General features: G+C 74.1%; 9 protein-coding genes. 3 read left to right on the plus strand and 6 right to left on the minus strand.

What is annotated here, in order from left to right:
- Positions 1-62: 62 nt before the first annotated feature.
- The 3 genes from ACFVU9_RS07865 to ACFVU9_RS07875 form a co-directional block, all read right to left on the minus strand.
- A complete protein-coding gene (locus ACFVU9_RS07865; RefSeq protein WP_387591077.1) occupies positions 63-1,391 on the minus strand; it encodes a helix-turn-helix domain-containing protein in 1,329 nt (442 codons plus the stop codon).
- A 271-nt stretch (positions 1,392-1,662) separates the two neighbouring features.
- A complete protein-coding gene (locus ACFVU9_RS07870; protein WP_387591080.1) occupies positions 1,663-2,835 on the minus strand; it encodes an alpha/beta fold hydrolase in 1,173 nt (390 codons plus the stop codon).
- A gap of 166 nt (positions 2,836-3,001) precedes the next feature.
- On the minus strand, positions 3,002-3,547 hold the full coding sequence (locus ACFVU9_RS07875; RefSeq protein WP_380446184.1) for an Lrp/AsnC family transcriptional regulator: 546 nt from the start codon (positions 3,545-3,547) through the stop codon (positions 3,002-3,004).
- A 45-nt stretch (positions 3,548-3,592) separates the two neighbouring features.
- Between ACFVU9_RS07875 and ACFVU9_RS07880 the strand changes: the two genes are divergently transcribed.
- From ACFVU9_RS07880 to ACFVU9_RS07890, 3 genes are all read left to right on the plus strand, one after another.
- Entirely contained in the window at positions 3,593-4,501 is a 909-nt protein-coding gene (locus ACFVU9_RS07880; protein ID WP_380446183.1) for an NAD-dependent epimerase/dehydratase family protein, read from the plus strand.
- A complete protein-coding gene (locus ACFVU9_RS07885) occupies positions 4,498-5,376 on the plus strand; it encodes an aldo/keto reductase (RefSeq protein WP_380503300.1) in 879 nt (292 codons plus the stop codon). The genes ACFVU9_RS07880 and ACFVU9_RS07885 overlap by 4 nt, the downstream gene beginning before the upstream one ends.
- A gap of 280 nt (positions 5,377-5,656) precedes the next feature.
- Complete coding sequence (locus ACFVU9_RS07890; RefSeq protein ID WP_387591085.1) at positions 5,657-6,799, plus strand: lanthionine synthetase C family protein; 1,143 nt, start codon at positions 5,657-5,659, stop codon at positions 6,797-6,799.
- 60 nt (positions 6,800-6,859) lie between these two features.
- Here ACFVU9_RS07890 and ACFVU9_RS07895 read toward each other — a convergent pair whose 3' ends face one another.
- From ACFVU9_RS07895 to ACFVU9_RS07905, 3 genes are all read right to left on the minus strand, one after another.
- Positions 6,860-9,820, minus strand: coding sequence for an ATP-binding protein (locus tag ACFVU9_RS07895; protein WP_387591087.1), 2,961 nt, complete (start codon positions 9,818-9,820; stop codon positions 6,860-6,862).
- A gap of 263 nt (positions 9,821-10,083) precedes the next feature.
- A complete protein-coding gene (locus tag ACFVU9_RS07900) occupies positions 10,084-10,269 on the minus strand; it encodes a hypothetical protein (RefSeq protein ID WP_387591090.1) in 186 nt (61 codons plus the stop codon).
- A gap of 23 nt (positions 10,270-10,292) precedes the next feature.
- A complete protein-coding gene (locus ACFVU9_RS07905) occupies positions 10,293-13,187 on the minus strand; it encodes a type 2 lanthipeptide synthetase LanM family protein (protein ID WP_387591093.1) in 2,895 nt (964 codons plus the stop codon).
- Positions 13,188-13,510 lie beyond the last annotated feature (323 nt).

Consider the following 13,510-nt stretch of genomic DNA (forward strand, 5'->3'; position numbering starts at 1 on the left):
CGGATCGCCTCTCGGAGCGGGGATGGACGGGTGGGAGCCGGGCTTGGGCGACGGCGTGCGGTCTACGGGTGCAGGGCTCTGGCGAGCAGGGGTTCGAGGTCCCGCACGGCACCGTCGGCCCGGAACCGGTGGAGTTCGCGTGCGAGCCGGCGGACATCGGCCCGGATGGTCGCCGAGTGCAGAGCGGGCACGAGCGGCAGGAGCTCCGCGGCGAGGGCCCCGGCGTGCTCGGGCCGGCCGCCGGCGGCGTGGGCGAGTGCGCGGCGAATGCCGTAGCGGGCGCGGCTGCGGATGGCGTGTACCGGGATTCGCGGGTACTCGCGGTCGAGCACCTCGGCGGCCTGGTCCGGCCGGCCGAGGTCGAACAGGCACCAGCCGGTGACCATGGCCGCCGGGTCGACGAGGCTGGTGGTGCCGAGAGCGGGTGATCCGGTGCCTTCTTCGGCGTCCGCCCTGGCGAGAAGTTCCCTGGCGCGGTCGAGGCTGCGCAGGCAGGCGTCGCGGTGACCGGCGAGGGCGTGGCCCTGGGCTTCCCGCTGGGCGGCGAGCCCGCGGATCCTGGGCGGCAGGCCGCCGTTCCGGGCCGGCTCGACGAGTTGGACGGTCTGGGCCGCGTCTCCCGCGTAGAAGGTGATCAGGGCTCGCCGGACGAGGGCGTACGACGCGAGGTGGTGGTCCCCGCCCGCCTCGGCGAGCTCGACGGCGCGGGCGGTCCAGGAGAGCGCGGCGTCGTCGTCACCGGCCTCCTGAGCCATCCAGCCCGCGTACTCCGCGTATCGGGCGGCGAGTGCGAGCAAGCGGGTGCGGTTCGCGGCGTCGGTCCGGGCCGCGAGGTCGCCGAGGGTGCGGATCTGGACGGTGAGCAGGGGCAGGAGTGTGCCGGGTGCGGTGGTCTGACCGAGTTGGCGCATCTGGTCGAATTGGGCTCGGAAGATCTCAACCGGTGCGGAGTCCGTGATGGCCGTCGTCGGGATGGACGGCTTCAGGGCGGGAACCGGGTGCGGGGGAGCGGCGAGCCCTCCGCCGATCAGTGACGTCGCCCCGGCGGCGAGGAGCTGCCGCCTGCCCAGCCCTTCGGAGCGGCGGACATCCTCGTGTCGGCCGTGTGCCGGCGGTGCTTCGCCGCCCGGTCCGTCGGGGCCTCCGGTGGACCGGGGCGTCCGTGGTTCGGTAGTGAGCAGCCGCTCCAGTTCGCCGGCGGCGTCGAGCTGGGCGTCGCAGCGGCGGGCGAACTCGGGCGGCGGCGCCTTGTGGCCCCGCTCGATCTTGCTGAGGTGGCCCTTGCTGTAGCTCAGCAGCTCGGCGAGCCGGGTGAGGGTGAGGCCTGCGGCGATCCGCCGTCGGCGGAGTTCCGGGCCGAACTCGTCGGACGACACTGCAGTCCTGTGCATGCCAACCCCCGTTTCTGGATCCGTTCGTTCGGGCGTCCGCCGAATCGAGTGGGCCGGAAGCGGTCTCCCCTCGCTTCCGCCCTGAATCCTGGCATGCGATCGCGCCGGTCAAACGGGAGTCCGTGGTGTTTCCTGTTTCCTCTTTCGATGCGAATGACCATAAGAATAAACCGAGTTGGCGACATTTACCGGGTGCAATAGATGCCATGCGCCGGAGAACGCCGAGGCCCCCGCCGGTGATCGGCAGGGGTCTCGGGGTGGGGGTTGGTGGTCAGGGGTAGGGGGTGTAGTTGCCGTTCGTGTCCAGGGCGTAGCTGCCGCTCTTGAGCCCGTCGACGGCGGTGTGCTTGAGCCATTCGCGGGCCATGTGGTGCAGGTCCTTGGCGCGGTTCTCCCAGACCATCTGGTGGCCGGCGCAGGCCACTCTGATCATCAGCTTGTCGGTCCCGGGGATGGCCGCATAGAGGGCGGGGACCGAGAAGTTGGTCTTGTCGTCCGGCGTCGGGTGGATCGCCTGGGTGTCGTCCTCTCCGTAGACGAGGAGGACGGGCACCACCGTGCCGAGGGTGTTGTCGAGCGGCACCGTCGCGTCGTTCCAGCCCCACCAGAAGGAGTTGCGGAACCGGCAGACGCCCTCCGGCACGCCGGAGTTCAGCGGGCCCCAGGTCTTGCCGACGGCGTCGTTGTCCATGATGGCCGCCCACACCACGTCGACCATGCCGCTCTCCCGCTGGCCCGCGCACTTCAGCTCGGGGTCCCACACGTGCGTCAGGTCGGCCTTCGTGAGGAGGTTCATCGGGAAGCCGAACTGGGCGGCCGGGGTGGTCAGGGGCAGCGGATGCGGTGCGCCGAACCGGGTGCCCGGCTTGCTCGCGTTGCCGCGGGGCGGGTAGATCGGCGCCAGGAGCATCAGGCTGCTCACCTTGCCGGGATGCTGCAGGACGTACGGTCCCATCACGAAGGCGGCCGCGGACCAGCCGACGAACGCGACCTGTGGCACGCTCCGCAGTTTCCTGACGAACTCGACGACCGTGTTCAGCTCGTCCCACTCGCTCTGCGAGTTGCCCAGCTGCTTCGGGTAGGCCGGGGGGCACGGCGCGGCCAGCGGGTTGGGGACCAGGTCGGCCTTCTGCTGTGCGGGGTTGGCGTTGCACGGGTTGTCCATCTCCGGCCGCGGTGACCGGCCGGAGCCTTGGAGGTCCATCACGAACACGTCGTAGCCTGCCTGGGCCAGGTCCTGGGCCCAGCTGTACCCGTCGTGCTGGAGGTCGAAGCCGGCGAGGGCCGGGACGCTGCGGCCGTGCAGCATCAGGACGGGCTCGGGGTCGTGGTGCGGCTTGGTCCCGTCGTACTCGCGGACGAACAGCTCGACGTGCTCGTTGAGGTTCGCGGGGACGGTCGAGACGTGCGGGACGGCATGGTCCTGGGGCGGGATGTTGGGCATCGTTCGCCCTCCGATCCGTCGATTCGGCCCCGGCTGGGTGGCCGGGGCCATCTCAGGCAAGGGTCCGCCGGGCGGACGGTCCGGCGCTCATCGGGTTGGGCCGCTCGGACGACGTGCGCTGCGGAGCCCGGGGTCGGCCGCCGGTTGCCGGGGCTGATGACGGGGGCTACAGGGACGGCGGCGGGAGGACGGCGTTCCGGGTGACGGGGGAGGAGAGGATCACCGACGTCGTGGTGCGGCCGAGGATGGAGATGAGTTCGATGAGTTCTTCCAGGTGGGTCGTGTCGCGGGCGGCGATCTTGAAGATCCAGCAGTCCTCGCCGATGACGTGGTGGACCTCCAGGACCTCGGGGCGGTGGACGAGTTCCTGGCTGCGGAGGTACTTGACGGTCACGCGCGCGTGCGGGGAGACGCGGACGAAGGCCTGGATGCCGTAGCCGAGGCGGGCGGGGGAGACCTGGGCGGCGTAGCCGGTGACGGTGCCGTCGGCTTCGAGGCGGCGGACGCGTTCGCCGACGGCGGCGGGGCTGAGACTGACGCGGCGGCCGAGCTCACTGAGCGTGATGCGGCCCTCGGTCTGGAGGAGCTCCAGGAGGTGCAGGTCGACGGCGTCCAGGGCGCTCTCGGGGCGCGCGGCGGACCGTCCTGAGGAATCGTCGGCGGCCGGGCCCGTCTGCCGTCGGTCTTTCGGTCGAAGCGCCTGAACTCCCATGATCTCCCCTTCATCAGATGACGCCGCACGGTAACACTTGTGGGCATGGAAAACGTGCTGGTCATTGGGGGGAACCGCTACTTCGGGCGGCGGCTGGTCACCCGGCTGCGGGACTCGGGAGCGCGGGTGAGCGTGCTGAACCGGGGGTCGGTGCCCCCACCGCCCGGGGTGGAGCGGCTGGTGGCGGATCGGGAGGACGCCGCGGCGCTGGGCGCGGTGCTCGCGGGCCGGGAGTTCGACGTCGTGGTCGACCAGGTCTGCTACACGCCGCTGCACGCCGAGGGAGCCGTGCGGACGTTCGCCGGGCGGGTCGGGCGGTACGTCATGACGTCCACCATCGAGGTGTACGACACGGGGGAGGACCGGCCGGCCGGTGTGCCGCTCGGCGAGGACGTCGTCGATCCGGCCCGGTGGCCGGTGCGGCTGGAACTGCCGTGGACCGACCGGAAGTTCAGGGATCGATCGTACGGCGAGGGCAAGCGGCAGGCGGAGGCGGTGCTGGCCCGCAGTGACGCGTTCCCGTTCGTCGCCGTCCGGGCCGGGCACGTGCTGGGCGCCGACGACTTCACCGGGCGCCTCGCGCACTACCGCGAACGGATCGAGGCCGGGCTCCCGGTGGCCGTCCACCCGGCGAACCTGCCCTCCTCGTACGCGCACGAGGCAGAAATGGCCGACGTCCTGCACTGGGCGGCCGGCGCGCGGTTCACCGGGGCCGTCAACGCCTGCTCGCACGGCGAGTTGACGGCCACGGACCTCTGCGACCTGATCGCGCAGGGGAGTTCGTACCGGACGGCCGCACCCGCGCCCGGCGACGAGGCCTCGCCGTTCTCCTTCGACCGCTACTACGGCATGGACAACTCCCGTGCCGAACAGCTCGGTTACTCCTTCTCCCACACCCGCGACTGGCTGCCCGAGCTCGTCGCCGAGACGCTTCGACGAGGAGCCGCCGCATGACCGCCACCCGCCGCCTCGGATCCCTGGACGTCAGCGCGATCGGCCTCGGCGCCATGCCGCTCTCCGTCGAGGGCCGCCCCGACGAGGAACGGGCGGTCGCGACCGTCCACGCCGCACTCGACGCCGGCATCACGCTGATCGACACCGCCGACTCCTACCACTGGCACGCCGACGAGTACGGCCACAACGAACGCCTCGTCGCCCGCGCCCTCGCCGCGTACGGCCCCGGCGCCGACGGCGTGCTGGTCGCCACCAAGGGCGGCCGCGGCCGGCCCGGCGACGGCTCCTGGACCATCGACGGCGATCCGGCCCACCTCAAGCGGGCCTGCGAGGGCTCGCTGCGCCGTCTCGGCGTCGAGGCGATCGGCCTGTACCAGCAGCACTACCCGGACCCGCGGGTCCCGTACGAGGACTCGCTCGGCGCGGTGCGCGAGCTGTACGACGAGGGCAAGATCCGGGCGGCCGGCATCTCCAACGTCTCGGTGGAGCAGGTGCGGCAGGCGCGCGGGATCCTCGGTGACGCCCTGGTGTCCGTCCAGAACCGTTTCTCACCGGCGTTCCTGCAGCACCGGCCGGTGCTGGAGCTGTGCACCGAACTCGGCCTCGCGTTCCTGCCCTGGAGCCCGCTCGGCGGCATCGGACGGGCGGACGCGGTCGGGAGCGGCGGGTTCGCCGAGGTCGCGGCCGGGCGCGGGGTGAGCCCGCAGCGCGTGGCGCTCGCCTGGCTGCTGGCCGTGTCGCCGGTGATGCTGCCGATCCCGGGCGCGAGCCGGCCGGAGACGATCCGGGACTCGGCCGCCGCGGCCGAACTGGTGCTGACGGAGGAGGAACTGAACGTGCTCCCGGTGGTCGGCCGAGCGGCAGCGCGCGGCTGATTCGCGGGTCGCGCCCGGCTGATTCGTGGGACGCGCCCGGCGGACGCCGGATACGTGGGTGGGGCGGGCGGAATTCTGGGGTCCGATCCCTCATGCGGGCGGGCGGCGGACGGTGTTGGCTCTGTGTGTGCCGGAGGGAAGTCCGGCGCGAAGCAGCAGCAACTCCACCCGATGCTGCTCCGGCGGATCCGTGCGGGGGCAGCGGGCAGCGTCCCCGCACGGATCGCGCCGTCCTCCCGGCCATCGAGGGCGGTCGTCCGCACGAACCGCAGAGGAAGACATGCGCGACGAACCGGACGAGTTCGGGACGGCGGTGGCCGGTATCGCGGCCTTCGTCGCGGCCGCCGCCGACCCCGCGTGCAGCACGCTGTTCCCCGCGGACCCGTTCGCCCGCACCACCAACCCGCTGAGCCTCGGCTTCGGTGCGAGCGGCGTCCTGTGGGCGCTGGACGCCTCGGGCGTCCCGCTGCGGCCCGGCTGGAAGGAGTGGCTGCGCGAGCGGCTCGACGCGGTCGACCCGGCAACGCACCCCGCCGGTCTCATGGACGGCCTGGCCGGCCTCGCCTGGACCTCCGACGAGCTCGGATTCCGCGGCCAGGCACGGACGTTGCTCGCCCTGGCCAACCGGCGGGCCGCCGAGTCGGGCGATCACTCCTTCTACTGCGGCCTCGCCGGCGTCGGCATGACGAACCTGCGCTTCTACGTGCGCGGCCACGACGAACGCGACCTCGCCGCCGCCCTCGACTGCGCGCGGGCACTGCGCGAGACCGTGCGGCGCGACGGCGAACACGCCTACTGGATCGGCGAGTTCGGCGAGTTCGGCGCGTTCGGCGAGTTGGAGGAGTGCAGCGAGTTCTCCGTGGCCGGTCCGCTCACGGGTCTCGCCTTCGGCCAGGCCGGCGTGGCGATGTTCCTGCTCAGGCTGTACCAGGTCACGGGTGACGAGAGCCATCTGGGGCTCGGTCGCGCCGCCCTCGCGTGGGAGCTGGCGCAGGCCCGACTCGTCGACGGCGTGCCCGTGTTCGAGCACGAGGGCGCCATGGGACCGTACGTCGAGGCGGGCGGCGCCGGCATCGCCAGGGTACTGCTGCGCTACGGCGGCCTCGACGACGCGCGGGCCGTGCTGCGCGCGCTGGACGTGCCCGGCCGGGGCTTCGGCCACGGCCACGGCCACAGCTCCGGCACGGTCGGTGTCGCCGACGCCCTGCTCGACGCCGCCGAGATCACCGGGGACCGGGCCTACCGGGAGACCGCCCTGCGTCGGCTCGACGTCGTCCGCAGGGCCTTCCTCTCCGAGCCCGGCGAGGCCGTGTCCCGCTTCGCCTGCGACTACCTGACCGGCTCGGCGGGCGTGCTGCGCGTGCTGCACCGCGCGCACCACGGCTGCCCGGCGGACTTCCTGCTCGACGAACTGTCCCGGTGACCGGGCTCCGGGCCGCGTCGCCACCGGGCCCGGTACGCGCGACACGCCCCAGGGCGTGCCCTACCCGTGCACGGCCAGGTCCGCGGCCAGCCGGCAGAGTGCGGCCCGGTCGGGGCGGCCGGTCTTCTGGATCAGGCTGGCCAGGTGCTTCTCGACCGTGCGCGGCGAGATCGACAGCAGCCGGGCCAGGTCCTGGTTGCCGGGACGGTCGACGAGCAGCGCCAGCACCTCGTACTCGCGCGGCGTGACGCCCTGGGCGCGCAGCCCGGCCGGGATCAGCTCGCGGCCCCTGCGGCGCTGGGCGACGTTCACCCCCGCCTGCCGGAGCAGCGCGCGGCAGGCGCCCGCCACCGGAGGGACGTCGAGCGCGTGGAAGTACTCCTCGGCGGTCCGCAGCCAGGCCACCGGGTCGCCCCAGCCGTCGGCGAGCGCGGCCTCGGCGACCAGGCGCAGCCCCAGGTGGTGCCCGGTGGGGAAGCGCCCGGGATCCCGCCGGACCCGGGCGACCGCCTCGGCGGCCTCGGCGGCCAGGCCCTCCCGGCCCAGCAGCACCGCCTCGGCGAGGTCCAGGAACTGCCGGTTCCACGCGAGTTCGGCGCCCGGCGACGCGGCGACGGCGGCGTGTTCGGCCCAGCCCGCCGTGCCGGCCAGCACTGCCAGCAGCGGGCGCAGGCCGTACCGCCCGGCGAGGAAGTAGACGTTCGGGTGCTCGGCCTCCCAGGCCGCCGCCGCCGCGAACTCGGCGTCCGCCGTCGCGCGGTCCTCCTCCAGCAGCGCGCACATGGCCCGGCACAGGCCGAGCATCACCGGCGTCAGCAGTGAACCCTCGCCGCCCGCCTGCCGGAACGCCCGCAGGACGTGCTCCATCGTGCGCCGCCGCCCCTGGTGGGCGGCCAGGGTCGCGGAGGTCAGCAGCAGGTAGCGGTGCGTCGCGTGGTTGCGCATCCGGCCGGCCGCGTCCAGGCACCGCCCGATGATCTCCTCGGCCGTCGCCGGATCGCCCGAGAGGACGGCGTGCATCGCCAGGAACCCCTCGGTGCGCTGGCTCAGCACGATCGAGCCGAGGTCCTCGGCCGCCGCCCTCGCCTGCTCCAGCCGCCGCGCCTCGCCGGTGCGCATGAACGCGTTGCCGCCCAGCCGGATCAGCGCCTCGAACCGCCAGCCCGGCAGCCCGTGCGTCTCGGCCACGGCGAGCATCCGCTCCAGGCAGCCGTCGGCGACGTCGAAGCCGTGCGTGCGGGAGAGCATCGCGAGCACCTGCCAGGCCTGGCAGGCCAGGACCGGCAGCCCGGCCCGCTCGGCCATGTCCGCCGCCTCCTCGGCGAGCCGCTCGGCGTCCGGCAGCCGCTCCTCCTCGCCGGGCAGCAGGGCCAGGTGCGCCTCGACGACCGCCAGTGCGGCGGCCTGCTCCGGCGCGCCGCCGTTGTGCAGCCGGGCCCGGGCCGCGGCCACCTGGGCGACCGTCTCCGCGCTCCGCTCGGCCACGACGGCGGCCCAGGCCAGCCGCGTGTGCAGGGCGACCATGCGGTCGGCGGCCAGCGTCGTCGAACCGAGCGTCGGCAGCGTGCCGGCCAGCGCGAACGCCCGGTCCAACCGGCCGTCCTCGGCGAGCGCGTGCGCCAGCGACTCGGTGATCTCCGCCCGGTGCGCCGGGCCGGCCAGCGACTCGGCCCGTTCCAGCAGCAGCACCGCCGACGCCGAGGCGCCGTCGGCCATCGTCAGCCGACCGGCCTCGGCGAGCAGCAGTGCCGCGCCCGGGCGGTCGTCCGCGGTGACGAGCAGGTCGGCGACCAGCTGGCACCGGTCGGGGGTCGGCGGCCCGTCCTCGCGCAGCGCGTCGGCGGCCCGGCGGGCGAGTGCGGCGCGCTGCGCGGCGGGGATGCCGGCGAGCACGGCATCGACGGTGATCGCGTGGCGGAACGCGTAGTCGTGCGGAGAGGAGTCGTCGGGGACGAGGAAGTGCGCCTCGGTCGCCGCCCGGAGGCGGCTGAACAGGGTGGGGTCGTCGAGTCCGGTGACGGTCCGCAGGGCGGAGACGCAGCAGCGCGGGCCGATGGTGGCCGCCAGGAGGAGGAAGTCGCGCAGCGGGGGGTCGACTTGCAGGAGGCGGTGGCCGAAGCTCTGCACGACGGTGGTCGGCACGGTGGTGTCGAGGTCGCCGGTGACGTGCCAGCCGCCGGCGGCCTGTGAGCGGTTGGTGGCCTGTGGGCCGTCGGCGGCCTGTGGGTCGTCGGTGGTGGTGCTCAGCAGCTTGGAGTCGACCAGGTCGGCGAGGAGTTCCTCGGCGAGGTACGGGTTGCCGTCGCTGCGGGCGACCAGCCGCTCCACGACGGCGTCCGGTACGTCGGCGGCCGGGGCGTCCAGGCAGCTGGCCACCAGGGCTCTTATCTCGGGAGCGGTCAGCGGCCGCAGCGTCGCGACGGTGGCGACGCGACGGCGCTCGGTGCTCCGCGCGAGGTTCAGTGCGGTGCCCGGGTCCGGGCGGACGGTGGCGAGGAGGAGGACGGGCAGGCGGCCGAGGTTGTCGGCGAGGTACTCCGTGACGGCGACGGACTCGGAGTCCGCCCAGTGCAGGTCTTCCAGGGCGAGGACGCAGCCGCCGTCCCGGCCGATCACGGCGAGCAGGCGCAGCAGCGCCTCGGCCAGTTCGACGACGCTCTCGGTGCGGCCGGGGGCGGCGGCGTTCCGCCACTCCGGGACGACCCGGGCCAGGGCCGAACGGTAGGGGAGCAGTTCGGGGTCGGCGGGTGGGGCGGTGGTGCGGAAGTGCGAGGACAGCGCCTCCAACAGCGGACGGAACGGGGTTCCGCCGCCGGTGATGCTGCCGCGGCCGCGCAGCACCGGGATGCCGCGGTCCGCCGCCTGCTGGACGCAGTGGTCGACCAGCCGGGACTTGCCGATTCCGGGCTCGCCGACCAGGAACACCGTGCGGCCGGTGCTCTCCCGAAGCTGCGTCAAGGATCTCTCCAGCAGGGAGATTTCTTCCTGACGGCCGATGGTGACCGGCGAAGTGATGCGCATGTCGGCAGGGTAGTTGATCGTATGAACAAGTTGACAAAACGATTGCCAAAATCCCGGGGCGGGCAGGCGGTTGCGGGTGGGGGCGGGGGCCGCTGCGCGGGGTGTGGGGCGTGGGGTGGGCTTTCGGGTGGGTGGGGTTCGCCGGGGGTGGCGGAGGGGGTGCGGAGGTGAGGGGGTGGGGTGGGTGCATCGGTGCGGGTGTGCCGACGGCCGGGGGCGGGGGGCTTTGGGCTCCCCGGCTCCGGCCGTCGGGTGAGTGGTGGCTAGCGGAAGGTCACCGTCTCGATCGTGCACTTGCTGCGGTCGCGGGTGCCCATCAGTTCGGCGCGGCGGGTGAGCAGGCCGGTGGTGGTCGGGCGGAGGCGGATCGCGCCGATCGGGTCGTCCTGGGCCGCTTCCTGGGCGACGATCGGCGACGTCCGGCGACGGACGGTCTCGTGGATGTCCATGGCTCTTCCTCTCGTTCGGGGGGTCACGGCGTCCGGTGTGACGGCCGTGGTTCGATCGGCGCTCGCAGGAGCAGCGCCGAAGGCGTGTGGTCGGGGAACCCGAGCCGCAGCAGCCCGTGGCCGATGCCGGCCAGGCCGGTCAGGAGGCCGGGGGCCGGGACGGCGGACGGGGTGCCGCAGACCGGGCCGGCCCGGTCGAGTGCGGCGAGCAGGGCGGTGGTGCGGGTGCCGAGCGCCGGGTCCTTCACGTGGGCGAGCAGTTCGAGGACGCCGAGTTCGCCGTGGCACGGGCTGTGGGTGGGGAGTGGGCCGGCTGCGGCCGTGCGTTCGGTGGTGGTCTTGACGTGGTGGCTGAGGTGTTCGTCGGCCTGTGCGGCTCCGCTGTCGGCGATGGCGAGGGCGATTCCGGGCGCGCCTTCGCACCACGTCGACCGGGGGGTCGGCGAGGTGGCGGCGGCGTTCAGTGCGGCCAGCCCGGCTCGCTTGTGTTCCGTGCTGTCGTCCTCGGTCTCGGCGAAGCGGAGAAGTGCCCATCCGATGCCGGCGGTTCCGGTGGTGAAGCCGTGCTGGGTGGGCAGCGTGCGGGAGAGCAGCGCGTCCGCGCAGCGGCGGGCGCCTTGCCGGGCTTCGGCGGTGCCGACGGCCAGGAGGGCGGCGAGGCCGCCGGCGGTGCCCTCGGCGAGGGTGGGGGAGTGTTCCGCTTCGGCTGCTGCGGCGGTCAGTTGGACGGCCGGGGCGAGCCAGGCGGCGATCTCGTGGTCGTCCAGGAGGACGGCGAGCCGGCTCAGCGCGTAGGTGAGGCCGCCGAGGCCCGTGAACGCGCCGGAGCCGATCAGTGGCGGTTCCGCGGGCCGGGCCGTGAGTCGGTCGAGGAGTTCGGGCACCGGGCGCAGGGCCTGGCGGGCGGCCTCGGCGTAGCGGTCCCCGCCGGTGAGCTCGGCGAGTTGGGCGAGGAACAGGGCGGGGCCGGGGTAGCCGCCGCCCAGGTCGGCGCCGGCGGGGGCGGGCTGCCAGTAGCGGTCGCCGAGGAGTTCGAGGGTGATCCAGTTGATTCGGCCGGTGGTGCGGTGGGCCTCGTCGAGGAGGGTGTCGCCGATCCGGCGGGCGGCGTTCAGGAGGTCGGCGGGGGAGGGGGGTCGGGCGCCGGGGCGGGGAGTCCTGGGCGGGGTGGGGGCCGGCTGGTGGGCCGGGGTGGCCGAGCGGCTCGTCATGGCCGCGCGGATGATCCACTCCTGGTGGGGGCAGGGTTGCCCGAGCCGCTCCCCGACCCGGTCGAGGCCCGGGCGGTCCAGTGCGCCGCGCACGCGCCTGCCCTGGCCGGTCCACAGGTCGGCCGTTCCCGGGCGGGTGGTGAAGACGGGTACGTCGCCGTTCCAGAGCTCTGCCGCTTCGTCGTCGGCCAGCCCGGTCCAGCCGGGGTGGTCGGTGCCGTCCGCGAGGGCGTCCCGGAGCAGGGCGTCCCGGTCGGCCGCGTCCTTCAGGAGGCCGGGGTGGGTGGACTCGTCGAGCAGCGTGGCGTAGTCGGCCGTCGCGCGGACGACGACGCGGGTCTCGTCGTCGGCGAACGCCGGCAGGAGGGCGAGCAGTCCGTCCCTGTCGTCGGCGAGGATGCGGCGGGCCAGGCGGTAGCCGTCGAGCAGGGCGTCGGCGTGGTCGGCCGGGTCGGCGTCCGTGCCGGCGAGGGTGGGGCGGTTGGCGCCGCCGTGGAGTTCGCCGGAGTGGCGGACGAGCCGCATCCGGTCGGTGCCGGCCTCCTCCCACCGCACGGACTCCCCGGGCACGGTGGCTCCGGCGTCGCCGCCCAGCCCGGAGGCGTCCACGGCCTGTTCGTCACCGAGGATCAGGCGCGGCAGCAAGCCGGTCCGGTGCACCGAGGCGGCGAGGGCGACGGCCGCCGGGTCGACGGACTCCTCGGGCCGCTGCGGTGCGGGCGGGTGGAAGAGGGTTTCGAGGTCGACCGGTACGGGGTGGTCCGCGCACGCGATGAGGTTCTCGAAGTGCAGGTCGGTGCAGTCGAAGGCGTGCAGCAGCGCGAGCCACGCGCCCTGCCGGAGGTAGAAGCGCTCGACGTCCCGGGGCGTCGTGCACGGGCGGCGGTCGACGAACTCCGTCCAGCCGTAGCCGTCCCGGGAGAGCAGGGCGACGGCGCGCAGACCGGGCGAGCCGGGCTGGGCGTTGAACCGGTCGATGACGGCGTTGAAGTGGTGGTGGGTCCGTAGGGAGCGTGGCTTGTACACGACCCGTTTCGTGGTGGTGAAGCCCAGTACGGCGACGGTGCGGCCGCGTCGGTGCTGGTCGCCGGTGCGGTGGACGGCGGTGAGCGGGCCGGGGTCGGTGCCGCCGAGCAGCGTGGTGACGATGTCCGCCCGGTCGGCGGCGAACCGGTTCAGCAGGTCGGTGAGTGCCTCGGTGGCGGCCAGGCAGGTCTGCGCGAGGATCCTCGCCAGGACGGGGTAGGTGTGGAAGAGGCCCGAGAGGCCGGACTGGTGGGCCGTCGCCTTGATGTAGGAGCGGAAACGATTCTCTGGGGTGGCGCCTGGCAGCTGGCCGTTCGTCCGGGCGGCGTGGAGTTCCAGGACGAGCGTGCGGGCGGCCTGCCGGGTGAGGGCGTCCGCGAGGTCGTCGGCGAACCGGGCGCGGATCGCGGGGAGGTCGGCGAGCTCCGGCGGGATCGCGGTGCGCACGCGGGTCAGCGCGGTCCGGACGAGCGGCGCCACGACCGGGCGGAATCCGGTGGTTCCGGGGAGCGGTCCCGTGGGTGTCCGCGGTGCCCCGGCGCCGGCGACCGCTTCTTCGACGAAGGCGGCCCACGCGGGGCGGCCGTCACGCGCGGGCTCGCCGGGGCGCAGGCCCGGCTCCCACCAGCGTCCCGTCAGGGCCGTGGCCGTGGCCGTCGCGTCGCTCGGAGGAGTGGTCACGGCACAGAGCGTGTCAGCCGGAAGACGGTTCGCACAAGAGTTTGATCAAGCCGGGTGGGTGCGGGGGATCCCGGGGCGCGTAAGAACATGGGGGCCGGTCCCCCATGCGGGGGTGGGGGCCGCGTGCCCAGAATGGCGATCGCGGCCGCGGTTCTCCGCTTCCGTTCCCGGCCAGGCCGTCTCCGATCAGGGCAGCGGCGGCCTCCGGGGCGGCACCACAGGTGGACGGTTCGCCCGCGTGGGGGCGGGGGTTCCGGCCCGGGGGGAGCCGGAACCCGCCGGCCACCCGGCGCGCGGACGTCGCCCGCCCTCCCCCCGTGGGG

The organism is Kitasatospora sp. NPDC057936, from assembly GCF_042887525.1.
In the GTDB taxonomy this organism is placed as follows: domain Bacteria; phylum Actinomycetota; class Actinomycetes; order Streptomycetales; family Streptomycetaceae; genus Kitasatospora.

What these genes read in the sequence shown, in the direction of transcription:
- ACFVU9_RS07890 (WP_387591085.1), top strand. Translation starts at nt 5,657, where the DNA reads ATGCGCGACGAACCGGACGAGTTCGGGACGGCGGTGGCCGGTATCGCG.
- ACFVU9_RS07885 (WP_380503300.1), top strand. Translation starts at nt 4,498, where the DNA reads ATGACCGCCACCCGCCGCCTCGGATCCCTGGACGTCAGCGCGATCGGC.
- ACFVU9_RS07880 (WP_380446183.1), top strand. Translation starts at nt 3,593, where the DNA reads ATGGAAAACGTGCTGGTCATTGGGGGGAACCGCTACTTCGGGCGGCGG.
- ACFVU9_RS07875 (WP_380446184.1), bottom strand. Translation starts at nt 3,547, where the DNA reads ATGGGAGTTCAGGCGCTTCGACCGAAAGACCGACGGCAGACGGGCCCG.
- ACFVU9_RS07900 (WP_387591090.1), bottom strand. Translation starts at nt 10,269, where the DNA reads ATGGACATCCACGAGACCGTCCGTCGCCGGACGTCGCCGATCGTCGCC.
- ACFVU9_RS07865 (WP_387591077.1), bottom strand. Translation starts at nt 1,391, where the DNA reads ATGCACAGGACTGCAGTGTCGTCCGACGAGTTCGGCCCGGAACTCCGC.
- ACFVU9_RS07895 (WP_387591087.1), bottom strand. Translation starts at nt 9,820, where the DNA reads ATGCGCATCACTTCGCCGGTCACCATCGGCCGTCAGGAAGAAATCTCC.
- ACFVU9_RS07870 (WP_387591080.1), bottom strand. Translation starts at nt 2,835, where the DNA reads ATGCCCAACATCCCGCCCCAGGACCATGCCGTCCCGCACGTCTCGACC.